The following is a 26176-nucleotide window of genomic DNA, read 5'->3' on the forward strand; positions in this document are numbered from 1 at the left end:
TTTTAACGGAATGAACGACCCCTTTAAACAAGCAACGGCCAATAGGAAAGTCCTGACGGCGGGCGAGGATGCCGCAGGACGGCTCGATTCCTTCTTGACGGACGCACTTTCGGGTGAATTCTCCCGCAACCGTATCAAGGCTCTCATCGAGCAGGGTGCCGTGTCGGTCAACGGCAAGCCGGTGAGCGAGCCGAAGAAGAAGGTGCAGCCGGGGGACATCTTCGAGATCGACCTCCCGGAGCCGGAAGATCCCGAGCCGAAGGGCGAGAACATCCCCCTCGACGTCCTCTACGAGGACAGCGACCTGATCGTGCTGTGCAAGCCGGCCGGCCTCGTCGTGCATCCGGGCGCCGGCAACTGGACGGGCACGCTCGTCAATGCACTGATCCACCACTGCGGCAGCAGCCTATCGGGTATCGGCGGCGTCAAGCGCCCCGGTATCGTCCATCGCCTCGACAAGGAGACGAGCGGCGTCATGGTCGTCGCCAAGAACGATGCGGCCCATCGCCATCTCTCCGACCAGTTTGCCGACCACGGCCGCACCGGCCCGCTCGAGCGCGCCTACCGGGCGGTCGTCTGGGGCAGGCCACGGCAGTTGAAGGGCACGATCGACGCGCCGCTCGGCCGCGCCGGCGACCGAACGAAGCGCGCGGTCAAGCGTGAGGATAGCGACGACGCCCGCGAGGCCATCACCCATTACGAGGTGGTCGAGCGCTATCTCGAAAAGCCCGATGGCACCTCGCTCGCCTCGACGATCGAATGCCACCTGGAAACGGGCCGGACCCATCAGATCCGCGTACATATGGCCCATATCGGCCACCCGCTGATCGGCGATCCCGAGTACGGCGCCGCCTTCAGAACCAAGGCGAACCTTCTGCCGGATGCCGCCAAGGCCGTCGTCAACCAGTTCCACCGTCAGGCGCTGCATGCCTTCATGCTGCAGTTCGAGCACCCGTCGACCGGCAAGACCATGCATTTCGAAGCGCCGATGCCGGACGACATGGCAGCGCTGATCGAGGCGCTGCGCAGCGGGGAGTGACCGCCCCTTGAAATCCGTCGGAAGAATTCCGATCTAAAGCGGGCCTCTATTCGTGACATTTCCGTCGCTCCGGCGTCACATCCTTGTGAACCGGACTCCTTGAATCATGCTTTCGCCGTACTTATTTTCTACGTTCGTGGGGTCTTGACGAAGACCCACATGCCCGGCTTGCCGACCGGAGGCCGGAGACTAAAAAGGGGGGTGCTTCATATGGCCCGAAACAATTTGCCGACCATTGCCGCTGGAGAAGGCGGCCTTAATCGTTACCTCGACGAAATTCGCAAGTTCCCGATGCTTGAGCCGCAGGAAGAGTACATGCTCGCCAAGCGGTACCAGGAACACGACGACCGCAAAGCGGCGCACAAGCTTGTCACCAGCCACCTTCGCCTCGTCGCCAAGATCGCGATGGGTTATCGCGGCTACGGCCTGCCGATCGGCGAAGTCGTGTCGGAAGGCAATGTCGGCCTGATGCAGGCCGTGAAGAAATTCGAGCCCGATCGCGGCTTCCGTCTCGCCACCTATGCAATGTGGTGGATCAAGGCGGCGATCCAGGAGTACATCCTGCGCTCGTGGTCGCTGGTCAAGATGGGCACGACCGCCAACCAGAAGCGGCTGTTCTTCAACCTGCGTCGCCTCAAGGGCAAGATCCAGGCACTCGATGAGGGTGACCTGAAGCCGGAGCATGTCAAGGAAATCGCCACCACCCTCAAGGTGAGCGAGGACGAAGTTGTTTCGATGAACCGCCGCCTGTCCGGCGACGCCTCGCTCAATGCGCCGATCAAGGCGAGCGAGGGCGAGTCCGGCCAATGGCAGGACTGGCTCGTCGACGACCACGACAACCAGGAAGAAATCCTGATCGAGCAGGACGAGCTCGAAAGCCGCAGGGCTCTGCTTGCGAACGCGATGAAAGTGCTCAACGACCGTGAGCGCCGCATCTTCGAGGCACGCCGCCTGACAGAAGATCCGCTGACGCTCGAGGATCTTTCGGCCGAATTCGACATCAGCCGCGAACGCGTCCGGCAGATCGAAGTTCGTGCGTTCGAAAAGGTCCAGGATGCCGTGCGCAAGGCAGCGCTGGAGCGCGCCAATTCCCTGCGCGTCGTCGAAGGCGCCTAAAGCAACCGCAGCAACTTAAAGCGGCGGTTCTGCTTCAAGAACGCGAAACCCAATAAAAAACCCGGCGGTTGCTTCCGCCGGGTTTTTTGTATGTTCGGTTCTTTTCGAGCTTACTGGCTGTTGCTCTCGGCAGCCGTACCCGTCGCCGACCAGGCGCGCATGGCCTGGTTGAAGGCATCCGTGCCGCTCTGCCCCTTCTCAAGCGTCAGAAGCGCACGGCGGCCGTTGCGGTAGGTCAGCGGGATATCGATCCAGCTGCGGCTGCGCAGCAGCTGGGTGTTGTTGCCGATAGCGTCCGTCGCATCGTTCAGGGCGATCATATGGAAGTCGTCGGTGATCTTGGCCGGAACCGCGATCAAGGCGTCGCCCCGATCCTGCTCGGTCCGCTTCATCGATACGCGCTGGACGCTGTCGATGGCGCCGCCCTCGAAATTCGACGGCAGCGAGAACACGAACTCGATGACGTGGCTTGCCGGCAGGGACGGATCCGCATTTCGCTTGATCGTCATCAGCGCGGTCAGGCCGCGGTCCGGAACGGTGATCTGGGCCTGGATCGCCGGCTCGGGCTTGGCATCGCCGCCGGGCGATTCCTCCTTCACCGACCACGCCACGGTTCCCGGAACGGCCGTGGGCGAAGACTGGCCGAGACGCTCCTCGTAGAGGAACATCTTCTCGCCGGTGGCAAGGGCGACTTCAGGCTGGTTCGGCTGGCCGGCCGGCTGACCAGTCGCGGGCGCTCCGGCCTGGCCGGCCGTGCCACCCTGGCCGCTCGCCGCTTCGACAGGCTTGCCTGCTTCCGTCTGCGGCGCCACGGACTTGCCTTCCTGCGCAGCGCTCTCGCCCGTTGGGTTGGCCGGGCCGTCGTCGGTCTCCGATCCGTCCGCCATCAGGCGCTGCGTGAACTTCGTCGAGTTGTTGTCCGGCGCAACCGTATCGTCATGCGCGGCCGGTTGCTGCGTGGCCGTTTCGCCAGCGGGCTGCGGCGGCGTGCTTTGCTCGGCCGGCGTTCCGCCGATGCCGGACACCGCCGAGGTTATCGACGACACCATGCCGGAAATCCAGGCATTGCCGGCCTCGCGGTTCTGCCAATAGGCAAATCCGCCGCCGCCAAGCACGAGCAGGGCGACGCCCGCAATGACGAGACGCTTTACGCTGAAACGCGACGGCTTCGGCGTGGCCCGGTAGGATGTCGGCCTGGGCGCTGCCGGGGTTGCTTCGCCAACCCGTTCCGGCTCGCGCGCAGCCGCCGTTGCTCCGGCTCCCGCCGCAGCAGCGTTGGCCGCGTCCTCGAAGCCGAGCAGATCGTCAATGTGATCCCAAGCAGTACCGGCGCGTTCCTGCTGGTTCTGCGCCGCCGGTGCGGCAGCCGCCTGAACAGGCTTTTCGACCGGCCACGACCAGTCGCTGATCTCCGGTTCGGAAGTCTTCTCGGCCCGCCGCTCTTCGATCGGCGCAAAGGGGTCATTGTCGTCGAACGACCAGCCGCGCACGGGGTCCGCCTTGGGCGTCGCCTCAGGGGCCTGCTGCTCCGGCTCGGCGACCGGATGCATCCCCAAAAGCTCGGGCGCGGTGTCCGGGTCGTGGATCTCGGTGGCGCGCTCTTCGCCGATGTGTTCGGTGACCGGCGCGACGGTCGAGGTCGGACCAACGGTCTCCCATTCGGGCAGGTCCCACTCGGAGAGGGCCGGCTTCTGCTCGGCACTTGCAGCCGGCGCTTCGTCCCAGGTCGGCTCGTGCGCGGCATGGTGCTGCGACTCGACCTCCGAGGAAGGCGCCGGTGTTTCCTGTGCGTCTGGCACCGGCTCCGAATATTCGGGCGCTTCATAGGCCTGCACGTCTTCGTGCGGCTGAACGACGACGGGGCTTTCGTCAAGCGGCGGCTCTGCGGCTTCGGCAGGCTCAACGACCGGTTCGTATTCTATCGGCTCGACCGGAGTTTCCTCGACCGGCTCGGCCTGGGGTTCGGCCACATGCGTCGGCGCCTCATAGGCCTCGACAGGATGGTAGGGCTCGGCGGCGATTTCCGGTTCCGATGCGGGCTGCTCGACCGCATCATCGGCAACGGCCACCGGCTCGCTTTCGACGACCTGTACAGGCTGAGCTTCCGGTTCCGGTTCCGGTTCCGGTTCCGGTTCCGGTTCCGGTTCCGGTTCCGGAACGTGCTCTACTGCCGGCTCCGAGGCAACCGGTTCGAAGGTCTCCGCCTCGGCAACCTCGGGCTCGTCGAGCGCCGGCAAGGCCTCGGCATGTTCGCTGTCGACCTCGGCAATCGCATTTTCGAGTTTCGCCAGCTGGCGATTGATCATGTCGTCCGACGGACGCGGGTTCATGTTTTCGAGTTGGCGGCGCACGGCCGCGCGCGCCTTCTCGTATACCCTGTCCCGCATTTCAGGTGTGTTTTCCGACAGGCCGTCAACGGTCCTGCGAATAACTGCAACAAAATCCGCCATTAGTACTTTCTCATACGCCCAGGTATGTCTTTGCGATCACGACGCAATGTCAGTTCGCCGACACTAGTCCTCAAAGGGGTCCGTCACAAGTATTGTGTCGTCCCGCTCCGGGCTGGTCGAAAGAAGAGCAACCGGTGCGCCGATCAGTTCTTCCACCTGGCGGACATACTTGATCGCTTGCGCCGGAAGGTCTGCCCAACTGCGTGCGCCAACCGTCGATTCTTTCCATCCTTCAAGCGTAACATACACTGGCTTTGCCGAAGCTTGCTGCGCCTGGCTTGCCGGCAGATGGTCGATCTGCTGCCCGTCCAGAGTATAGCCGATGCAGATCTTCAGTTCGTCGAGACCATCGAGAACGTCAAGCTTGGTGAGCGCGATGCCAGTGATGCCGTTGGCGGCAACCGACTGGCGTACCAAGGCTGCATCGAACCAGCCGCAGCGGCGCTTGCGGCCCGTCACCGTGCCGAACTCATGGCCCTTTTCGCCGAGGAACTGGCCGATTTCGTCGGTAAGTTCGGTCGGGAACGGACCTTCGCCGACGCGTGTCGTATAGGCCTTGGTGATGCCGAGGATGTAGCCGAGCGAGCCCGGGCCCATGCCCGAACCGGCGGCAGCCTGGCCGGCGACTGTGTTCGACGAGGTGACGAACGGATAGGTGCCGTGGTCGATGTCGAGCAGCGTGCCCTGAGCACCTTCGAACAGGATGCGCGCGCCCTTGCGGCGGGCCTTGTCGAGCAGCACCCAGACGGTGTCCATGAACGGCAGCACCTTGTCGGCGACTGACGAAAGTTCCTGCATGATCGCGTCATGGCTGATCTCGGCTTCACCGAGGCCGCGGCGCAGCGCGTTGTGGTGCGTCAGCAGGCGGTCGACCTTGGCCGGCAGCGTGTCGAGGTCGGCAAGGTCCATGACGCGGATGGCACGACGGCCGACCTTGTCTTCATAGGCCGGGCCGATGCCGCGGCGCGTCGTGCCGATCTTGGTGCCGCTGTTGGAGGCGGCGTCTTCGCGGATGCCGTCAAGCTCGCGGTGCAGCGACAGGATCAGCGTGGCATTGTCGGCGATACGCAGGTTGTCCGGCGTGATCGCAATGCCCTGCTTGCCGAGCTTGTCGATTTCGGCGATCAGCGCGTGCGGATCGATGACGACGCCGTTGCCGATGACGGCAAGCTTGCCGGGACGCACGACGCCGGAGGGCAGGAGCGACAGCTTGTAGCTGACGCCGTCGATCACCAGGGTATGGCCGGCATTGTGACCGCCCTGAAAGCGCACGACGATATCCGCGCGCTCGGAGAGCCAATCCACAATCTTGCCTTTGCCTTCGTCACCCCATTGGGAGCCGACCACTACGACATTCGTCATAATTCTCTTCCTGTTCAGGCGCGCAACCGAGGCTGCGCTGTTCTCAAACCCGCGCATCTATACTGTGTTGTCATCTGGAAAGCGACCCCGTTATGTCGGGCGTTCCGCCCTTTTTGCATGACAAGGCCGGGATTTAGAGCCTATATCTTCCGCTCTCCCGCCATCGCGACAACCGGTCGCCATCCCCATGCAGGTCTGAGCATCGTGAATTCCAGGGCCTACTTCTATCTCTGCATCACCGCTCTGTTCTGGGGCGGCAACTCCGTCGCCGGCAAGATGGCCGTCGGCCATGTGAGCCCGATGATGCTGACGACCCTGCGATGGGTCTTCGCCCTCATCGTCATCCTCGTGCTGATGACACCGCAGATCCGGCGCGACTGGGACAAGATCCGCAAGCACTGGCTGCAGCTTCTCGCCTACGGCGTGGTCGGCTTCACGACCTTCAATGCCCTGCTCTACTCGGCGCTCAAATATACGAGCGCCATCAATGCCGTCATTCTCCAGGCCGGCATCCCGATGCTGATCTTCCTCTTCAACTTCGTGCTGTTTCGAACGAAGGCGTCGATCGCCCAGGTGATCGGCTTTACCGTCACCCTCGTCGGCGTTCTGGTGACCGCGGCCCATGGCGACGTCACCAGCCTGCTGTCGCTCGAATTCAACTTCGGCGATGCGCTGATGATCGCGGCCTGCGTCGTCTATGCCGGCTACACCGTGGCGCTTCGCTACAAGCCGACGATGCACTGGCAGAGCTTCATTGCAGCCCCCGCCTTCGGCGCGCTCTCGAGCGCCATCCCGCTGTTGTTCTGGGAGATCGGCACGGGCACCGCGATCGCGCCCGACACCACCGGCTGGATCATCGTTCTCTATGCCGCGATCTTCCCATCGCTGATGTCGCAGGTTCTTTATGTCCGCGGTGTCGAGATGATCGGTGCCAACCGCGCTGGCCTGTTCATCAACGCCATTCCCGTTTTCGGCACGCTGCTGTCGGTGATGCTGATCGGCGAGACCTTTCACCTCTTCCACCTTGTCGCGCTGCTCCTGGTGCTCGGCGGGATCGCGATCGCCGAAAAAGGTCGCCCGCGCTAGAGAAGTCTCGCGCCTGCCGGGCAAGTTTCGGGCGATGCAATCGCTAGAACTCGGGAGGCGACTTAAGGCTTGATTAGCAGATGGGTGTTTCTGTCGCCGCCAGGATTTTCCTTGGGGCTAAGGCAGTGAAAAATATTAGAATTTCGACACGTATCTACTTATTGACGGCGATGGCGCTGGTCTTCATGGCGGCCGCCATGGCCTACAAGACTCAAGTCGCCAACGCGGAAGTCAGCGACGAACGCCGGCAGATGCTGCGCAACGTCACCGAAGCGGCGATCTCGACGATCGCAAGCTTCGAGGAACAGGAGCGCAGTGGCACGCTCTCGCGTGAGGAGGCCCAGAGCCGCGCCATTTCCGCGGTCATGTCCATGCGCTTCGGCCAGGACGGCTACTTCTTCATCAACGGCTTCGACGGCATGATGATCGCCCACCCGCTCGCCAAGAAGCTCGTCGGCACCGACGTGCGCGGCCTCAAGGATACCAACGGCAAGGCCTTCAACGTCGAACTCATCGCGCTGGCGCAGAACCCGGGTAGCGGCATCGTCAACTACTACTGGGACAAGCCTGGCCACGAGGAGCCGGTCGAGAAGTACTCCTATATCCAGGGCTTCAAGCCCTGGGGTTGGGGCGTCGGCACCGGCGTCTACGCCGACGATCTCGCCGCCAAGTACAATGCGTCGCTGCTGATGACGATCATCACCACGGCGATCGCCGCGATCGCGACGCTTGCCGCCGCCATGGCGATCGGCCGCTCGATCAGCCGGCCGATCAACCGGCTGAAGGACGTGATGCTCGAAGTATCGAACAATGACACCCGTTCGGAAGTCCCCGATACCGACCGCCGCGACGAGATCGGCCACATGGCCGACGCGCTCGTCGTGCTGCGCGCCTCGGTGATCGAACGCAACGCGCTTGAGGTTCGCCAACGCGAACAGCAGGTGGCGCTCGACGGTGAGCGCAGCGCCAACGAGGAAATGCAGCAGGCGACCGCCCGCGTGCAGGCCCATGTCGTCAGCACCATTGGCGGTGCGCTCGAGCGGCTGGCGAGCGGCGACCTCACCACCCACGTGCCGGATCTCGGCGCCGACTACGAGAAGCTGCGCCAGGACTTCAACACCGCCGTTGCGGCCCTTCGCTCGACGGTGAGCGCGATCGCCGATTCCACCTCCGTCGTTACCGGCAATGCCAATGAGATCAGCCGGGCAGCCAACGACCTGTCGCAGCGCACCGAGCAGCAGGCAGCGTCGCTCGAAGAAACCGCAGCCGCCCTCGACGAGATCACCTCGGCGGTTCAGAACTCCACCAACCGCGCCGAGGAGGCGACCCGCATGGTCGCTGAGGCTCGCAAGGGGGCGGCCACCTCTAGCGAGGTCGTTCGCGACGCCATCACTGCCATGGGCCGCATCGAGAACTCGTCTTCGAAGATCGGCGAAATCATCGGCGTGATCGACGACATCGCCTTCCAGACGAACCTCCTAGCGCTGAACGCCGGCGTCGAGGCGGCGCGCGCGGGGGATGCCGGCAAGGGCTTTGCCGTCGTCGCGCAGGAGGTGCGGGAATTGGCGCAGCGCTCGGCAACGGCTGCCAAGGAGATCAAGGGCCTGATTACCGCGTCCGGCGTCGAGGTTTCGGCCGGCGTGCGCCTGGTCGAAGCGACCGGTTCGGCGCTCGGCGACATCGAGCGGCGGGTCAACGAGATCAACGACCGCATCGTCGCGATTGCGACGGCAGCGCGCGATCAGTCGGTCGGGCTGCGGGAGATCAACACCGCCGTAAACCAGATGGACCAGATGACCCAGCAGAATGCCGCCATGGTCGAGCAGACCTCGGCCGCAAGCCAGGCGCTCGCCGGCGAAAGCAACGTGCTTTCCGGCCGGCTTGCCCAGTTCACCGTCGAGGAAAAGGTATGGCGGCCCGCGACGCAGCGGGCGGCCTGATCCAGCACAAAATGAAAATGGCGCCGATCGGCGCCATTTTCATTTTAGACAAGGTGCCGCTCCATATAGAGCGCGTCGTCACCATAACTTGAGAGCTTCTGCGCCAGCCGTTCGTCCATGCGGACCTCAAAGCCCTGTCTTTCCCAGAAGCCGCGGGATCCGTTGACGGATACGAGCGACATCGACCGGAACCCTTCCGTGCGTGCGACATCCGCAAGCATCGGCAACACGCCGCCCCCTGCCCCGGAGCCCCGCATTTCCGGCAAGAGCGCGAGGTCATGGATGTACCACGTGTCGGCGGCCTCAGGGATTTCGCCAAGCATGCTGTTCAGCGACGGCGGCGCACCGCGAAGCCATGGATGGCTCAGCACATAACCGCGTGACAGACCTTTCGCATCCAGCATGAAGCAACCGGCAGGGCTGAGCGCGATGCGGTCGGCGAGAACGGCGTCATCCTCGGGAAAGGCCTGGTGAACCACGAGCTGGATCTCCGATACGGAGGCGAGGTCGGGCAGGCTTGCCTCGCGCCAGCGGAATGTCATTTCGGTCATTTCTCGTCACATGCGTTCGAAACAGGAAAACGCACCGGCGGTCGGCCGGTGCGTCCTCGATATGTCCCGTGAGTGGGTCGGCAAAGTGGCAGACGGTGCTGCCACTTGCTGGGCTGGTCTCAATCGATGTTGAAGACCAGCGGCTTTGCCTGGCGAATTGCCGGATTGGCACGCAGCTTGTCAAGCACATCGTCAGAAACCGCACCATCGACGTAGAGCAGCGCGATCGCGTCGCCGGCTTCCTTCTCGCGGCCGAGCTGGAAGTTCGCGATGTTGACGCCGGCATCACCGAGCGTCATGCCGATGAAACCGATCATGCCGGGGACGTCGGTGTTGGTGATGTAGACCATGTGGCTGCCGACATCCGCATCGAGGTTGATGCCCTTGATCTGGATGAAGCGCGGCTTGCCGTCCGAGAACACCGTGCCGGCAACCGAACGCGTCTGGTTCGCGGTCTTCACCGTCAGCTTGATGTAGCCGTCGAAGACACCGGTCTTGTCGCGCTTGACCTCGGACAGGATGATGCCCTTCTCCTTGATCATGACCGGCGCCGAAACCATGTTGACGTCGGCGACCTGCGGGCGGATCAGACCGGCAAGCACGGCACTCGTCAGCGCCTTGGTGTTCATGCCGGCGGTCGAGCCGTCATAAAGGATCTCGATTTCCTTGATCGCGCTTTCCGTCACCTGGCCGACGAAGGCGCCGAGAACGTCGGCAAGCCGGATGAACGGCTTCAGGATCGGCGCTTCCTCAGCAGTGATCGACGGCATGTTGATGGCGTTGGAAACGGCTCCCTTGACCAGGTAGTCCGACATCTGCTCAGCCACCTGCAGCGCGACGTTCTCCTGGGCTTCCGTGGTCGAAGCGCCGAGATGCGGCGTGCAGACGACGTTCGGCAGGCCGAAGAGCGGGCTTTCGGTCGCGGGCTCGACCTCGAAGACGTCGAAGCCGGCACCGGCGACATGGCCCGACTTGATCGCTTCGGCAAGCGCCTTCTCGTCGACGAGACCACCGCGAGCGCAGTTGACGATGCGCACACCCGGCTTGGCCTTGGCAAGCGCTTCGGCGCTCAGGATGTTGCGGGTCTTGTCGGTCAGAGGCACGTGCAGGGTGATGAAGTCGGCCTGGGCGAGCAGTTCGTCGAGCTCGACCTTGGTGACGCCCATTTCCTCGGCGCGCTCCTTGGAAAGGAACGGGTCGTAGGCGAGAACGTGCATCTTCAGGCCGATGGCGCGCGAGCAGACGATCGAGCCGATATTGCCGGCGCCGATGACGCCCAGCGTCTTGCCGGTGATTTCGACACCCATGAAGCGGGACTTTTCCCACTTGCCGGCCTGCGTCGAGGTATCGGCGGCCGGAAGCTGGCGGGCAACGGCAAAGAGCAGCGCAATCGCATGTTCGGCGGTCGTGATCGAATTGCCGAAGGGCGTGTTCATCACGATAATACCGCGGCGCGAAGCAGCCGGAATGTCGACATTGTCGACGCCGATGCCGGCGCGTCCGATGACCTTGAGATTGGTCGCAGCTGCGATCAGCTTTTCGGTCGCCTTGGTGGCCGAGCGGATGGCGAGGCCATCGTAGTTACCGATGATTTCGGCAAGCTTGTCCTTGTCCTTGCCGAGCTTCGGCTGGAAATCGACTTCGACGCCGCGATCGCGAAAAATCTGGACGGCGGTTTCCGACAGTTCGTCGGATACGAGAACGCGAGGTGCCATGGAAGGCCTCCTTAAAGATCAGGTCTGAATGGAAATGCAGTTAGCCAGGCTTCGCTCCCATCGGGAGCGAAGCGGATCACTCAAATCAGTGTGAGATGCGGGCGAAGTTCATTGTCCTCACCCTTGTCCGATCAGGCCGCGGCCTGTGCCAGCGTTGCCTTCTGGGTCTCGAAAGCCCAGGTCAGCCACGGCATCAGCGCCTTCATGTCGGCCGCCTCGATGGTGGCGCCGGCCCAGATACGAAGACCGGACGGTGCATCGCGGTAGTGGCCGATGTCGAAGGCAACGCCTTCCTTTTCGAGAAGCGCAACCACGCCCTTGGCAAAGGCTGCCTGTCCGTCGGCGTCGAGCGCGAGCACGTCCTTGTCGACGATCTTCAAGCAGACCGAGGTGTTGGAGCGGGTCTCGTCGCTGACCGCCAGGTTCGCGATCCAGTCATTGGCGGCAACAAAGTCGAAAATCGCCTGCGCGTTGGCATCGGCACGCGCCATCAGGCCCTTGAGCCCGCCGACCTGCTGCGCCCAGACGAGCGCATCAATGTAATCTTCGACGCAGAGCATCGATGGCGTGTTGATGGTTTCGCCGGTGAAGATGCCCTCGATCAGCTTGCCGCCCGAGGTCATGCGGAAGATCTTCGGCAGAGGCCAGGCCGGCACGTAGGTCAGCAGGCGTTCGACGGCGCGCGGCGACAGGATGATGACGCCATGGGCGCCCTCGCCGCCAAGAACCTTCTGCCAGGAGAAGGTAACGACGTCGAGCTTGGCGAAATCGAGGTTCTGCGCGAAAGCGGCCGAGGTCGCGTCGCAGATCGTCAGGCCCTTGCGGTCTGCCGGGATGAAGTCGCCGTTAGGCACACGCACACCCGAGGTCGTACCGTTCCAGGTGAAGACCACGTCGCGGTCGAAATCAACCTTGGAAAGATCGGGAAGTTCGCCGTAGGCGGCTTCGAACTTGCGAACGTCGGCGAGCTTCAGCTGCTTGACCACGTCGGTCACCCAGCCGGCGCCAAAGCTTTCCCAGGCGACCATGTCGACGCCGCGCGGACCGAGCAGCGACCAGAGCGCCATTTCGACGGCGCCGGTATCGGAAGCGGGCACGATACCGATGCGGTAATCAGCCGGCACTTCAAGAATGTCACGGGTAAGATCTATGGCCTGCTTCAGCTTCGTCTTGCCGATCTTGGCGCGGTGCGAACGACCGAGCGGAGCATCGGAGAGAGCGTCGAGCGTCCAACCGGGGCGCTTCGAGCAAGGGCCAGAAGAGAAATGGGTATTATTCGGACGGAGGTCCGGCTGTGCAGGCTTTGCCATGTGCTATCCTTCCAGATAGATAGCCCTTCGTTGGGGAAGGGTGTCCCGCCGTCGTCGATATTGAGGGCGGGACCGGAAGTCAAGCGCTTTGTCGCAATCGACAAAATTTATGGCGTCGCGAGCAACATATGAAAAGGCAGGCGACCACCGCAGAGCGATTGTTGCCGGACGCTGCCTTCATGTGGGCAACATGCTGAATCACCTGAGGACAGAACGCGGCAAACCTGCCCGATCTTTCCGTGGCCGATGGTTTTAGAACGAGAAGCGCAGGCCCCCCCGGATTTCGTGACGCGAAAGACCATCGTCAAAGCCCTTGTCGCCCCGCGCGCCGGCAAGCGCCTCAGTGCCAAAGCCGAACATCTCGCCATCGGCGATATGGGAGTAGCGGTAACCGACATCGAGCTTCAGCTGATCACTGAGATCGTAGGAAACGCCGGCCATCAGGGCGTAAGTAAACCGCCAGCTATCGCGCCCCGCGTAGGAGGTGGAGCCGGCCGCTCCGGCGCAGGCGCCGCCACCCGCAACGCAGGTCGCCCGTTCGACCGCCGTATCCCAATTGAGACGCGTCGCGCCGAGACCGGCGCCGACATAGGGGGTGAAGCCCGCGAGCGTGCCGAAATCGACATAGGCGTTCGCCATCAGGCCAAGAGCGGAATAATCAGCCCCGGTTGAAAATGCACAGGACGTACCCGCCCCCTGCCCCGCGCACGGGGCGGTCGACGATGACGAACCGTTGAACCGGCCCTCGAAATACTCCGCCGTCAGGTCGGCACGGAACGTGTCGGTAAACTGGTAGCCGACGCCAAGCGCCCCGGAGAACGGCTTGTCGAAACGGGCGTTGTCGAAAGTGGTGCTGTCGTATGTCGACGCGCCTGCATCGAAGGTTCGGGAATAGGGATCGCCCTCGCTACGCCAGGGCGCATAACCGATATCGCCGCGCAGGTAGATCGCGCTAGCGCCAGCGGCTTCTTTTTCGATGGTGATCTCCGGCGCATTCAGGAGCTCCTCATCGGCGGCGAATGCCGCACCGGAAAGCAGCAGGCCGGCACCAAAAGCGGCCCCGCAGAACCCGTTTCGCCAATCCATGCCCATGCCCTCTCACCACTGCTATCGGTGCGGGATGGCGCACTGCCGTCACCGCTTCGTTCAGCGTTAACTATTGGCAGCGACTGGTTAACCCCCGGTTAACCATGCCCGTTAGGAAACCAGCAAAGATTGGCGGCAACGAAAAAGGCCACCCGAAGGTGGCCTTTGTATCAACTGGTCTGGTCGATCACTTGTAGACGATCGGCTCCGGCTCGTAGGGAACTTCGCAGACACTGCCGAACGAGTAGCGCAGACCGGCGCGTGCCTCATGGATGTAGAAGCCCTTGTCGAAGCCCGGGCCGCCACCATTGGCGTAGCCGAACATGTCGCCATCGTCGACCTGGCGGAAGCGATAGCCGACGTCGGCCTTGAGGTTGCAAGTGAGGTCGATGGCCGTACCGGCCATCAGTGCATAGGTGAAGCGCCACTTGCTCTCGCCGTCATGACCCGTCGTCGGGTCGCATTGGCTGGGATCGGCGATGCTGCAGCTGGTGTTGCGCAGTTTGTCCCACTTGACGTGGGTGGCACCGATACCGGCACCGACGTAAGGCGTGAAGGCGCCGTAGGTGCCGATGTCGACATAGGCGTTGGCCATCAGGCTCCAGGCAGAAACCGAGGTCACGTCGCGCGACCGGCACGGACCGACCACGCTGCCGCAGTTGCCGAGTGTCGAGCCGGCGAAGTCGGCGCTGCCCCAGTAATCGGCGGTAACGTCGGCACGCAGGTAGTTGTTGAACTGGTAACCGACGCCGACGCCGGCGACCCAGGAATCATCGATATCGGCCGTTTCGAAATTGGTGATGGAGCCGCCGGGGCCTCCCTGGTAGTAGTTCGCACCGCGCAGGTCGTTCCAGGCGTAGCCGACGTCACCGCGCAGGTACCAGCCGCTGGTCTGGATGACCTCGACCGGCTGTTCCGGCACCGGCTCCATTGGCGGTTGATAGACATCTGCAGCGTAAGCTGCCGTGCCGCTGAGCAATATAGCAACAACGCCACTCAAAATTCTCTTCATGGCCCACTCCAATACATTTCGTTGCTTGGCTCACCATGAAACCGGTGCCCAAATCCCGTTGTTGGTTATGGATAATGAGGAGCAAAGGTTAAGTTCCGATTAACTACAATCGTTTACCGAGTTTGTTAAACATCGGATCTATTCTTGTAGTTGTCACGCGACGTTACTGTCGGCAACCGAGCATCCGTAAGGCACACCTAAATAATTTGGCAAGACAAAGCGCTAAGAGTGCGCATGGCTGGAAGCACATGCTCGGCAAGTGGGCGCCCGCACGGGGAAAAGTCTCCGACGCGGCGCATGGCTGACGCACCATCCGCACAAAAAAGAGGCCGGTGCAACGCACCGGCCCTGGAGGGAAGCCGAGGTCTGACGCTTAAGCGGCGTTGCGCACGCTGCCGATGACGTTGACCAGTTCGTCGACGATGCGCTCGACCTGGCCGCGATCGTCGCCTTCCGCCATCACGCGGATCAGCGGCTCGGTGCCGGACGGGCGGATCAATAGACGACCAGATTTCGCAAGCTCCGCCTCCGCGTCCGCAATCGCCTGGCGCACGGTCGCGTCTTCAAGCGGCTTGCCGGCGGAAACACGCACGTTCTTCAGCACCTGCGGCACCGGCTCGAAGCGATGGCAGACCTCGCTCACGGTCTTGCCCTGGCGCTTGATCACCGCAAGGATCTGCAAGGCCGCAACAAGGCCATCGCCCGTCGTGCCGAAATCCGAGAGCACGATGTGGCCCGACTGTTCGCCACCGACGTTCAATCCGTCCTGACGCATCTGTTCGACCACATAGCGGTCGCCGACCTTGGTGCGGCGCAGGTCGATGCCGCGCCCCTTGAGGTAACGTTCAAGACCGAGGTTCGACATGACCGTGGCCGCAACCGCGCCACCGCGCAGCACGCCGTCCTCGGCCCAGCTGTCGGCAATGACGGCCATCAGCTGGTCACCATCGATGACGGTGCCGTTCTCGTCGACGATCAGCACGCGGTCGGCGTCGCCGTCGAGCGCAATGCCGATATCGGCGCGCACTTCATGGACCTTCTTGGAAAGAGCAGCCGGATGCGTCGAGCCGCAGTCGAGGTTGATGTTGAGACCGTTCGGCTCGGTGCCGATGCTGACGACCTCGGCTCCCAGTTCCCAAAGGGCGGTCGGAGCCACCTTGTAGGCCGCGCCATTGGCGCAATCGATGGCGATCCTCAGACCTTGAAGGGTGACGTCGCGTGGCAGCGTGCGCTTTGCGTGTTCCAGGTAACGATAGATGTCGCCATCGACGCGCTTCGCCCGGCCGATGTCTTCGGACTTTGCCAGCTGTCCAGAGAGGTCCTGATCGAGCAACGCCTCGATCTTCTGTTCGATATCGTCGGAGAGCTTGTAGCCGTCAGGGCCGAAAAGCTTGATGCCGTTGTCCTGGAAGGGATTGTGGGACGCCGAGATCATCACGCCGATATCGGCACGCAGGGAGCGGGTGAGCATGGCCACGCCCGGCGTCGGGATCGGCCCGAGCAGGAAGACGTCGAGGCCGGCGGCGGTGAAGCCCGCCACCATCGCGTTTTCGAGCATGTAGCCGGAAAGACGCGTGTCCTTGCCGATCACCACCCGGTGGCGATGGGCGCCATTGCGAAAGATCGTACCGACGGCGATGCCGACCCGCATCGCCAGATCCGGAGTCATCGGAAACATGTTGGATTGGCCGCGAATACCGTCGGTGCCGAAATACTTGCGCTTCATAAGAGCTCCATCGTTCTGCCGGGTCAGCGCTGGCTTTGCCAGCTTCGCCTGTCTGCGGGGTGCGCGACTGGGTTTCATTGACCGGACCTCATTTCATATCGGCGGTTGCCGTACGCCTCGGATCGTCATGCCCACCCATGGCCATGCGATCGCAACACATGAGTCTTCTTTGACACAAAAGCGCAGCAAACGGCAGCGAGCCTAGCATCAGAAATCATTACATCCCGTTACCAAATGCCAGGTACAAAATCGCCAACGAAAAACCGCCGCTCCACTCAAGGAACGGCGGCTCCAATACATGGCCGACAGGCGTCGGTTATTGCGGTTGCGGCTCGAACCCGCCTTCGGACTCTTCGCCCTTGTTGCCCGCCGAGCCTTCCTTCTTGGCGCCGGCCGAGGGAACGGCCGAGCCACGATGCGGCGGCGTGTCGTCGCCGAGATCGCGTGCCGGCTTCTCTCCGCGGATCAGCGCCTTGATTTCTTCGCCGGTCAGCGTTTCGTATTCGAGCAGGCCTTCGGCAAGCGCCACGAACTCATGGTTCTTTTCCGTCAGGATCTTGCGGGCGGTCTCGTAGGCCTCATCGATCAGACGACGGATTTCGTTGTCGATCTTCTGGGCGGTCGCCTCCGACACGTTCTTCTGCTGGGCAACGGAGTGGCCGAGGAAGACTTCCTGCTGGTTCTCGCCGTAGGAAACCTGGCCGAGCTGGTCGGAGAAGCCCCATTGCGTCACCATCGCACGGGCAAGCTTGGTGGCCTGCTCGATATCCGACGATGCGCCAGAGGTGATGTTCTCCTTGCCGAAGGTCAGTTCTTCGGCGACGCGTCCACCCATCATGATGGCAAGACGCGAGACCATCCACTTGTAGCTCATCGAGTAGCGGTCGCCTTCCGGCAGCTGCATGACCATGCCGAGTGCGCGACCGCGCGGGATGATCGTCGCCTTGTGCAGCGGATCGGCCGAGGGAACGTTGAGCGCGAGGATCGCGTGACCGGCTTCGTGATAGGCGGTCAGCTTCTTCTCGGCCTCCGTCATCGCCGACGAACGACGCTCCGCGCCCATCATGATCTTGTCCTTGGCATCCTCGAACTCGAGCATGGTGACAAGACGCTTGTTGCGACGGGCGGCCATCAGGGCAGCCTCGTTGACGAGGTTCATGAGGTCGGCACCGGAGAAGCCGGGCGTACCACGTGCGAGCACCTTGAGGTCGACATTCGGCGCCAGCGGCACGTTGCGCACATGCACCTTGAGGATGCGTTCGCGGCCGTTGATATCCGGGTTCGGCACGACGACCTGGCGGTCGAAGCGGCCCGGACGCAGCAGCGCCGGGTCGAGAACGTCAGGACGGTTGGTCGCAGCGATCAGGATGATGCCTTCATTGGCTTCGAAGCCGTCCATCTCGACCAGCAGCTGGTTGAGCGTCTGTTCGCGCTCGTCGTTGCCGCCGCCGAGACCGGCGCCGCGATGGCGACCGACGGCGTCGATTTCGTCGATGAAGATGATGCAGGGTGCATTCTTCTTGGCCTGCTCGAACATGTCGCGCACACGGCTGGCGCCGACGCCGACGAACATTTCAACGAAGTCCGAACCGGAGATCGTGAAGAACGGCACGTTGGCTTCGCCGGCAACCGAGCGGGCAAGCAGTGTCTTACCGGTACCGGGAGGACCGACGAGCAGCACGCCGCGCGGAATGCGACCGCCGAGGCGCTGGAACTTCTGCGGGTCGCGCAGGAATTCGACGATTTCTTCCAGGTCTTGCTTGGCTTCGTCGACGCCGGCGACGTCGTCAAAGGTGACGCGGCCATGCGCTTCGGTCAGAAGCTTGGCCTTGGACTTGCCAAAGCCCATGGCGCCGCGCGAACCGCCCTGCATCTGGCGCATGAAGAACAGCCAGACGCCAAGGATCAGAAGCATCGGAAGCAGGGTACCGATATAGCTGAGGAACCCGGACGAACCGTCGGTTTCCGGGCGAACCGTGACCGTCACGTCCTTGGCTTCAAGGCGCTCGGTGAGCGCCGTATCGACTGAAGGCGCGTAGGTCTGGAAGGTTGCGCCGCTTTCGGAATAGCTGCCGATCACTTTCGAGCCGGTGATCACGACTTCCTTGACGCGGCTCGCATCCACGTCTTTCAGGAACTGCGAGAACGGAATCTCGCGCGAGCCGGTGCGCTCCGTCGGCTGTTGGAACATGCTGAACAGCGCGATCAGCAGAAGCGCTATGATTGCCCAAAGGGCAAGATTACGAAAATTAGGGTTCATCGAACTCCCCGGAACCTGTCACGACCCGCGCATTTCGCGAGCCGCTGTCTTGCTCCCTAACATAGGGTTCTGGTGACGTATTGCCAAGGCAAACCGCCGGCTACCGTTCCATTTCTGTCAACAGATCGTGAACCGGCGGCGGAGGATAAGGCTCTCGTCCGAACAATCCGGCGATCCGGTCGGCCATGATCCGGTCGAAACCCGGCAAAAAGGTGTCGTACAGCCCGATCCGCGGCTCGATTGTGACGGATGCGACACTTTCGCCGTTCCCATACAGGACCTTCGGTGCCGAAAGCGATGCACGGCCGGCAACGCCCGGTGGCAGACCTGCGGCAATAAGTCTCTGCTGTTGTGGCCCGCCCCTGCCTTCTGCCGCGACGGAGATGGGCGTACTTGCGCCGTTGTGCACATGGAAACGGCCGTCCCATGTTCCGGTCTTACCGCCCGCAAGCGTCAAGGTCGCCAGGCCGCGCGCCTCGCGATAGAGGTAGAGTCCGCCTGCGCGCAGGTCGAAAACGCATCGTCCGGCCGTCATCCTGCCGGGCGTTGCCTCTTGCAGAAACGCCGCTACCCGCTTCACCGTGTCGGCTGCGGGGATATGCGCGCGGCCGCCGACGACGGCCACCAGCGCGAGCAGCGCCCGCTGCCAATCGACGTTGTCGCGGCGGTTGGCGAGAGCAAGCGGGATCTCCACAACCAGGCCCGCATGCACGCGCACCTGGCGGGTGAGGAAGCCGGCAGCCCTCGCCGACGACCAGGCCCTGGCTCCAGCATCCCATGCCCCCTCCTCCACTCGCGGCGATTGCGCCAGTTCAGTCCGGACGCGGACCCGCTCGAAAGTCGGATTAGCGTTGCTCGGGTCATCGAACCAGCTCAAGTCGCGCGTCTGAAGAAAGGCGCGGATCGACGCCCTATCAAGACTAAGGAACGGCCGCAGCACCCAGACCCGGCGGTCGTAAAGCATGGCGCTCGCCATGCCGGAAGCACCCGGCCCTTGCGTCCTTTGCATCCGCATCAGGATCGTTTCGCGCTGGTCGTCGCTGGTGTGGCCGGTGACGATGCAGCCGGCCTCAAATCGCTCGGCGGCATCCGCCAGCAACCGGTAGCGCGCCTCGCGCGCTGCCGCCTGAATGCCGGTCGACGGCTTCGCGCCATCCCAGCGCATGATGAGGTGCGGGACGTCGATGCTAGCGCAGAACGCGGCAACACCGCGCGCTTCCTCAGCCGATTCCGGCCGCAGCGCATGGTCGACCGTACATGCGGCCAGGGAAAATCTCTTGGGTTCGGCTGCCTCGATCGCCTCGTTCAAGGCGAGAAGCAAGCCCGTGGAATCGCTCCCGCCGGAGACGGCGACGAGGATGCGCGTTGGGCGAAGAAAGGAGGCAAGAAATCGTTTTGCCGTTTCGACAACGGCTGTCGGCGCGGGAGCCTCAGCAGCCAAAGCGGCTCTGCTCGCTCGTCACCTTCGCCTTCACCGCAGGCGAGGCCTTGGGATAGCGCTTGTTGACCTCGCCCAGCGTCGCGCAGGCGGTTTCCTTGTTGTCGAGCGCGCCGAGCGACATGCCGAGTTTCAAGAGCATCTCGGGCGCCTTCGGCGATTTGCCGTGGGCCTGATGCGCATTCAGGAAGGTTTTTGCGGCGTCGCTGTATTTGCCCTGCGAATATTGGGCTTCGCCCAGCCAGAAGCTGGCATCGGCTGCCTTGTCGCCCTTCGGAAAGGCGGCCAGGTAATCGCCGAATTCCTGTTCGGCGGTGCTGTAATCGCCCGACAGCACATGGCCGTAGGCCGACTGGTAGAGGTCGCCGGGATTGTCGAGAGACGCGGTCTGCTGGCTACCGGGATTGCTGTTCAGGCCGCCATCGGCGGGTGCGCCGGAATCGACGCCGGGAAGCGTGGCGTTTGCGCCCGGCCGCCCATCGGTCGTCGCTGCGACCGGATTGCCGTTCTCGTCGAAGACGATCTGCCCGAGTGTCGACGGCGGGGACGCGCCATTGCCGCCCTGGCCTGCTCCGGGCGAAACGCCGGAAGACGCCATGTCGTTGCCGCCGGCTGCCGGCGCCATGGTCTGGCTATCCGTCACCCCCGGGGTGACGGACGCCTGATCGCTGGTTTTCGGCGTCTGCAGAGCGCCGCTCTTCTTGGGGGAGGCCTTGCCGCTTTCCAGATCCTGGAAGCGGAACTCGTTGTCCTCCTGGAACTTCCGGATCTGCTCCTGCATCTGCAAGAGCTGGAAGCTCATTTCCTCGATACGCCCGTTGAGCGAGCGGATCTGTTCTTCGAGCTGGCCAATCCGTGCGGTTTCGGCCGACTGCACCTTCACGACGGGCAGGTTCTGCACGCCGCTGTTGGTCTCAGCCGTTCGGGCCAGCAGCCCTGAAAGAGGCATGGCGTTCGCCGTCTGGCCGAGACCCGCAAGGGTCGCAAGACCGATCAGGCCCGCCACGACAAATTTCTTCATTTCATTTGTCCTGTTCGAATACCGGTTGTCCCACCCTTGACCAGGGGCCCGCAATACATCTCGCCGAGTCATCTGGGTGATTGCCGCACAGTTTTCCAATTGCCCTGAAAAAGCAACGGAGTTCGGCCAAAGTGTGGTAAAAAAGCAAAGGGCGGCCGAGGGCCGCCCTTTTAATTTAGCGATCTGTGATCTGCGGAACACGCAGCGCCTCCTCGGATCACGTCGTGATTCCGGGCCACGCGATGCGCGCGGCCGCGGCATCATTACATGCCAGCGCCACCGAGAACGGTAACGGCGCGGCGGTTCTGCGACCAGCAGGAAATGTCGTCGCAAACGGCGACCGGCTTTTCCTTGCCGTAGGAGATCGTCTTCATGCGGTTCGACGGCACGCCCTGGCTGATCAGGTAGTCGCGGGTGGAAGCCGCACGGCGGGCGCCGAGCGCCAGGTTGTATTCGCGCGTGCCGCGTTCGTCGGCATGACCTTCGATGGTGATCGCGTAGTTCGGGTACTTGGCGAGCCACTGGGCCTGACGAGCGAGCGTCTGCTGTGCGTCGGCGCGGATCGAGGTGGAGTCGGTGTCAAAGAAGATGCGGTCGCCGACATTGACGGTGAAGTCCTGCTGCGAGCCCGGCGTTGCCGAACCAGCGCCACCGAGGCCGAGTTCGCCAGCACTGCCCGGCAGGTTCTTCTTCGATGCACAGCCAGCCAGGGCAAGCGTCATGACCAGAGCGATCATGACCGGGTTGCGAGCGATGGTCTGCATGCGGCCTGCGGCCGGGGTGTCAATTCGGCTCATACGCCGGTCTCCTTGAGAAGTGTCTGAATTCACGGTTGCCAGACTGTAACCGGAAGCGGTTAATCGCTATTCAACAGTTATGGTTAACAAATCGATAATTTCGGCTCGGGCCCTGCTAGACCAGCACTTTGCGGCGAGAAAGCGGCATCATTGCCACATTTTCCCGCCGCAGATCGGATCAGCCTGCAGCGGGATCAGGAAATAAGGACGAGGCTTCCGCGGGCCTCCCGCCCCCAAGCAAACGAGAGGCGATCACGTCAACGTCTTTGGATCGGGCGACCCAAAGCCGTCGTGAACTACTCGAGCAGCGGCGACCAGGCCGGGTCGGATGCGAAGCCCTGCGTCTGGATCAGTTGCTCGTTGTAACCCGACAGATCGATCGAGTAGAGCTGCGGTCCGCCGGAACCGGCACCCTGACGGAAGAACATCAGGACGCGGCCGTTCGGCGCCCAGGTCGGGCCTTCGTTGTGGAAGCCGGTGGTCAGGATACGTTCGCCCGAACCGTCGGTCTTCATCACGCCGATCGAGAACTTGCCGCCCGACTGCTTGGTGAAGGCGATGAGGTCGCCGCGCGGAGACCAGACCGGCGTCGAATAGGAGCCGTCGCCGAAGGAGATGCGGCGCTGGCCGGAGCCGTCGGCACCCATGACGTAGATCTGCTGGCGGCCGCCGCGGTCGCTTTCAAAGGCGATCTGGCTGCCATCCGGCGAATAGGACGGTGCGGTGTCGATCGCCGCGGTGTTGGTAAGGCGCGTCGTGGTGCGCGAGCGCAGGTCCATGGTGTAGATGTTGGCGTTGCCGTCCTGCTGCAGGCTCATGATGACCCGCTGGCCATCCGGCGAGAAGCGCGGCGAGAAGGTCATGCCGGGGAAATTGCCGACCACCTCGCGCTGTCCGGTTTCCAGCTGCAGCAGGTAGACGCGCGGCTGCTGGTTTTCGAACGACATGTAGGTGACTTCCTGGCGGTTCGGCGAGAAGCGCGGCGTCAAAACGATGTCGTTGGAATTGGTGAGCGCACGGGCGTTGAAGCCGTCCTGGTCCATGATGGCGAGCTGACGCTTGCGGGCCGTCTTCGGGCCGCTTTCGGCGACATAGACGATGCGGGTGTCGAAATAGCCCTTTTCACCGGTAACGCTCTGATAGATCGCGTCGGCGATGATGTGGGCCACGCGGCGCCAGTTTTCCGGCTGGGTGAAGAACTGCTGGCCGGTCATCTGCTTGTTACCGAACGTGTCCCACAGGCGGAACTCGGCCTTCAGCCTGCCGTCGCCTTCCTGTGTCACGCGACCGGTGACGAGCGCCTGGGCGTTGATGACCTTCCAGTCCTCGAAACGCGGTGTCGCATCCGGATTGCTGATCTTCTCGATGAAGGCGCCCTTGTTGATCGGCGCGAACAGACCCGAACGCTTCAGGTCGGCTGCGACCACGTCGGAGATCTTCTGGCCGAGTTCGCCCTGGAGGAAGTCGGTAACAGCAATCGGCAGCGGTTCGACGTTGCCCTTGTTGATGTTGATTTCGACTTCAGCGTTCGCCGGCGTCACCGCCGCCACGACGGCGACTAACATGCCCGCGGCCACCATCATGGCGCGGATAAGAGAGACCTTGATCATAGAGACAAGCCTTTCAGCTTCGTACGAAGGGTTTGCAGGGGTGGTTTGCTATCCGGCATGGGTTCCAATCCCGGCAGCTCTAGAGTGCGAATTCCGAGGGGTCGAAATTCAGCACGAGGGTATTCCATCCTTTTTCGCCCTCATATTTTTCAGGCGGCAGGTTCTGTAGCGGGGCCGAACGGCGGATCGCGCGCAAGGTGCTGCTTTCAACGGCGCGGCGCGTACCTTCCGGACCGCCGGTTGCGGTAACCTCGGGTGTGCCGATGATATTACCGGCCTGATCGAGCTGCACGCGGACGGTGACGCGGACCTCCTCGACGCCGGTCAGGCCGGGGGTCAGCGACCAGTTGCCCTGGATCTGGCCCTTGACGCCGTCGATCTCGTTGGCGCTGAGGCCAACCCCGATCGTCTTCTTGCCACCGAGCGCGGCCTCCTGCGTCGAACGCTTCGCGCCGCCGGCAGACGGATCCTGCCGGTTGAGCAGAGCGGCGATCTCGTCGGCGTTGAACTTGCTTTCCTCGGTGGAGGCGGCCTTCTTCTGTTCCTTCGGCGTTGCCTCGTTCTTGCGCTCAGGCGTCTTGGCGCTCTGAGCGGGCTTTTCGACCTTCGGCTTCGCAGCGGGCGTCGGCACCTTCTCGGGCAACGCTTCGGCTTCCGGGTTTTCGGCCGGCTTTTCTTCAGCCGGGGCCGGATCGGGCTTCGTCTCCGGCTTCACTTCCTGCTTGGGTTCCGGCAGGGCCGCAACTTCGGTCGCAGGCTCGGAAGCGGGCTTGGATTCCTCGACCTTCTTGATCTCCTGCTCGACCGGATCGGGCGTCGGCTCGGGCTTCTCGTTCTTTTCCGGAGAGGCCGTGGCTTCGCTCTTCGACGGCTTGGCGTTCGGCGTCGGCGGGGTCTTCAGGTCGGTATCGTTGTCGCCGACATTTTCAGCCGGCTGGTTCGTCTCCGGACGCTTGGTCGGAACCGGCGACGAATGCTCCTTCTTCGGTGCCTTCTTGTCGCCCTGCTGAACCTGCGTCATCTCCGAATAGGGAACGATGTCGACAGGCAAAGCCTCGACGTCGGCGACCTGGAAGTCAGCCGGGCTGCCAAGCGACACCAGCGCCCAGGTCAAGACCATGGCGTGGAGGACAGCAGATGTAGCGAGACTGCCCTTCATCGTGGACGATCACTTTTCCTGTTCTTGCAGCGTGACGAGGCCGAGGTTCTTGAACCCGGCGGCAGAGATGCGGGCCATGACCTTCATGACCGTGCCGTAGTCGGCATTGGTGTCGCCGCGCACATAGATGCGCTCGTTGTAGCCGGTGGTGGCAATCGCCTCGAGTTTCGGCACGACTTCATCGATGGCGATCGCGGTTTCCTGCAGGTAGATTTCGCCGGCCGGGTTGACCGAGACGGTGATCGGCTGCGTATCGGAATTCAGCGCCTTTGCCTGCGTTTCCGGCAGATCGATCGGCACGCCGACCGTCATCATCGGTGCGGCCACCATGAAGATGATCAGGAGCACGAGCATGACGTCGACGAACGGCGTCACGTTGATCTCGCTCATCATGGCTTTCTTGCCGCCGCGGCGACGACGTCCGCCACCCGAACCTTTGGCTCCGCCAACCGACATACCCATCAGCGTGGTCTCCGTACTCTCTGGCGATTACTGCGCGGCCTGGCGCGGGTTCTGGAGCTTCTCGTCGATCTGCCGCGACAGGATGGCGGAGAACTCGTCGGCGAAAGCTTCCATGCGTGCCGACAGCTTGCCAGCGTCGGCCGAGAACTTGTTGTAGGCGATAACCGCGGGGATAGCGGCGAGAAGGCCGATCGCGGTCGCAAGCAGCGCTTCGGCAATACCGGGCGCCACGACCGCAAGGTTGGTCGACTTCGAACCGGCGATCGCCTGGAACGAGGTCATGATACCGACGACCGTACCGAAAAGACCGATGAACGGCGCTGCCGAACCGATGGTCGCGAGCGAGCCGAGGCGGGCCTCCAGCGATTCCGATTCCCGGGCGAGCGTCACGTCCATGGCGCGGTCGATACGCATCTGCAGGCCGATCGGCGAACGGGCACCGCGCTCGAAGCTCTTCTTCCATTCGCGCATGGCGGACACGAAGATCGCACCCATGCCGGCCGTCTGGCGGTCGGCGAGCGTGCGGTAGAGTTCTTCCAGCGACTGGCCGGACCAGAACACCTGCTCGAAGCTGTCGAGCTGGCGACGAACGCGACCGTAGTTGAGCGTCTTGTCGACGACGATCGCCCAGGTCCAGACGGAGGCTGCGACCAGCCCCAGCATGACCAGCTTCACGACGAAGCCCGCTTGCATGAATAGCGACCAAAGGCTCACATCGTGTGTTGCCGCGGCCAATCCAACCTGTTCCATCGTCTTCAGTCCCCGAATCCAAACACCCGGCAAGAGCGGTTCATGCTCGTGACCGGGTAGCCCAAACGTCCTGTTTGCAAGAGTGCCCGGCACCGCCGCAGATCGCACCATCGCGACCTTAATTAGCTTTAGGTTGCCTTCTCTCCGTCAATTTTGGTCAAAGGATGACGTGCACTGCACAAATCCTGATGCGATGATTAAGACACCATTATGGTTAAGAGACCGTTACCGCTGTGTGTCTTTACAGCGTCACCTTCGGGGCGGAACTTACCCGCTAGCGCCACGT

At 62.9% G+C, this 26176-nt stretch carries 20 protein-coding genes; 4 read left to right on the plus strand and 16 right to left on the minus strand.

Annotated elements, in window-relative coordinates:
* The first annotated feature begins 10 nt into the window (after nucleotides 1–10).
* Both IB267_RS27515 and rpoH read left to right on the plus strand, forming a co-directional pair.
* Nucleotides 11–1039 (plus strand): RluA family pseudouridine synthase, encoded by a 1029-nt coding sequence (locus IB267_RS27515; protein ID WP_192450681.1) that lies wholly within the window; start codon nucleotides 11–13, stop codon nucleotides 1037–1039.
* A 210-nt stretch (nucleotides 1040–1249) separates the two neighbouring features.
* The gene (rpoH, locus tag IB267_RS27520) at nucleotides 1250–2155 is read left to right on the plus strand and encodes an RNA polymerase sigma factor RpoH (RefSeq protein ID WP_043611895.1); all 906 of its coding nucleotides are present in this window, start codon (nucleotides 1250–1252) and stop codon (nucleotides 2153–2155) included.
* Between the two features lie 110 nt (nucleotides 2156–2265).
* Here rpoH and IB267_RS27525 read toward each other — a convergent pair whose 3' ends face one another.
* Together IB267_RS27525 and IB267_RS27530 are read right to left on the minus strand one after the other, a co-directional pair.
* Nucleotides 2266–4605, minus strand: a complete 2340-nt coding sequence (locus IB267_RS27525) for a hypothetical protein (RefSeq protein WP_192450682.1) — start codon at nucleotides 4603–4605, stop codon at nucleotides 2266–2268.
* 63 nt (nucleotides 4606–4668) lie between these two features.
* Nucleotides 4669–5967 (minus strand): adenylosuccinate synthase, encoded by a 1299-nt coding sequence (locus tag IB267_RS27530; protein ID WP_043623234.1) that lies wholly within the window; start codon nucleotides 5965–5967, stop codon nucleotides 4669–4671.
* A 204-nt stretch (nucleotides 5968–6171) separates the two neighbouring features.
* Here IB267_RS27530 and IB267_RS27535 point away from each other — a divergent pair, with 204 nt between their 5' ends.
* The gene (locus tag IB267_RS27535) at nucleotides 6172–7053 is read left to right on the plus strand and encodes a DMT family transporter (protein WP_192450683.1); all 882 of its coding nucleotides are present in this window, start codon (nucleotides 6172–6174) and stop codon (nucleotides 7051–7053) included.
* A 125-nt stretch (nucleotides 7054–7178) separates the two neighbouring features.
* Nucleotides 7179–8993 carry a methyl-accepting chemotaxis protein gene (locus tag IB267_RS27540; RefSeq protein WP_192450684.1) on the plus strand — a complete coding sequence of 605 codons (1815 nt, stop codon included), beginning with the start codon at nucleotides 7179–7181 and terminating at the stop codon, nucleotides 8991–8993.
* Between the two features lie 44 nt (nucleotides 8994–9037).
* Here IB267_RS27540 and IB267_RS27545 read toward each other — a convergent pair whose 3' ends face one another.
* The 14 genes from IB267_RS27545 to tolQ form a co-directional block, all read right to left on the minus strand.
* Nucleotides 9038–9544, minus strand: coding sequence for an N-acetyltransferase (locus IB267_RS27545; RefSeq protein WP_192450685.1), 507 nt, complete (start codon nucleotides 9542–9544; stop codon nucleotides 9038–9040).
* Between the two features lie 119 nt (nucleotides 9545–9663).
* Nucleotides 9664–11259: a phosphoglycerate dehydrogenase gene (gene serA / locus IB267_RS27550; protein ID WP_192450686.1), complete on the minus strand. Its 1596-nt coding sequence runs from the start codon at nucleotides 11257–11259 to the stop codon at nucleotides 9664–9666.
* A gap of 131 nt (nucleotides 11260–11390) precedes the next feature.
* Nucleotides 11391–12569, minus strand: coding sequence for a phosphoserine transaminase (locus IB267_RS27555; RefSeq protein ID WP_192450687.1), 1179 nt, complete (start codon nucleotides 12567–12569; stop codon nucleotides 11391–11393).
* 252 nt (nucleotides 12570–12821) lie between these two features.
* A complete protein-coding gene (locus tag IB267_RS27560; protein WP_192450688.1) occupies nucleotides 12822–13655 on the minus strand; it encodes an outer membrane protein in 834 nt (277 codons plus the stop codon).
* 187 nt (nucleotides 13656–13842) lie between these two features.
* Nucleotides 13843–14667: an outer membrane protein gene (locus tag IB267_RS27565; protein ID WP_192450689.1), complete on the minus strand. Its 825-nt coding sequence runs from the start codon at nucleotides 14665–14667 to the stop codon at nucleotides 13843–13845.
* 373 nt (nucleotides 14668–15040) lie between these two features.
* The gene (gene glmM, locus IB267_RS27570) at nucleotides 15041–16393 is read right to left on the minus strand and encodes a phosphoglucosamine mutase (protein WP_192450881.1); all 1353 of its coding nucleotides are present in this window, start codon (nucleotides 16391–16393) and stop codon (nucleotides 15041–15043) included.
* A 316-nt stretch (nucleotides 16394–16709) separates the two neighbouring features.
* Nucleotides 16710–18653, minus strand: a complete 1944-nt coding sequence (ftsH, locus tag IB267_RS27575) for an ATP-dependent zinc metalloprotease FtsH (RefSeq protein WP_077959806.1) — start codon at nucleotides 18651–18653, stop codon at nucleotides 16710–16712.
* A 100-nt stretch (nucleotides 18654–18753) separates the two neighbouring features.
* Complete coding sequence (gene tilS / locus IB267_RS27580; protein WP_192450690.1) at nucleotides 18754–20094, minus strand: tRNA lysidine(34) synthetase TilS; 1341 nt, start codon at nucleotides 20092–20094, stop codon at nucleotides 18754–18756.
* Entirely contained in the window at nucleotides 20084–21112 is a 1029-nt protein-coding gene (ybgF, locus tag IB267_RS27585; protein WP_192450691.1) for a tol-pal system protein YbgF, read from the minus strand. Before ybgF ends, tilS begins: the two co-directional genes overlap by 11 nt.
* Before the next feature lie 263 nt (nucleotides 21113–21375).
* Entirely contained in the window at nucleotides 21376–21909 is a 534-nt protein-coding gene (gene pal / locus IB267_RS27590) for a peptidoglycan-associated lipoprotein Pal (protein WP_034806256.1), read from the minus strand.
* A 296-nt stretch (nucleotides 21910–22205) separates the two neighbouring features.
* On the minus strand, nucleotides 22206–23492 hold the full coding sequence (tolB, locus tag IB267_RS27595; protein ID WP_245281720.1) for a Tol-Pal system beta propeller repeat protein TolB: 1287 nt from the start codon (nucleotides 23490–23492) through the stop codon (nucleotides 22206–22208).
* Between the two features lie 106 nt (nucleotides 23493–23598).
* Nucleotides 23599–24678, minus strand: a complete 1080-nt coding sequence (locus tag IB267_RS27600) for a hypothetical protein (RefSeq protein ID WP_192450692.1) — start codon at nucleotides 24676–24678, stop codon at nucleotides 23599–23601.
* Nucleotides 24679–24687: 9 nt separating this feature from the next.
* Nucleotides 24688–25140, minus strand: coding sequence for a protein TolR (tolR, locus tag IB267_RS27605; RefSeq protein WP_034806246.1), 453 nt, complete (start codon nucleotides 25138–25140; stop codon nucleotides 24688–24690).
* 27 nt (nucleotides 25141–25167) lie between these two features.
* Nucleotides 25168–25890, minus strand: a complete 723-nt coding sequence (tolQ, locus tag IB267_RS27610; RefSeq protein WP_034806243.1) for a protein TolQ — start codon at nucleotides 25888–25890, stop codon at nucleotides 25168–25170.
* Nucleotides 25891–26176: the final 286 nt, after the last annotated feature.

It is taken from the genome of Ensifer sp. ENS09, from assembly GCF_014852425.1.
Classification (GTDB): Bacteria; Pseudomonadota; Alphaproteobacteria; order Rhizobiales; family Rhizobiaceae; genus Ensifer.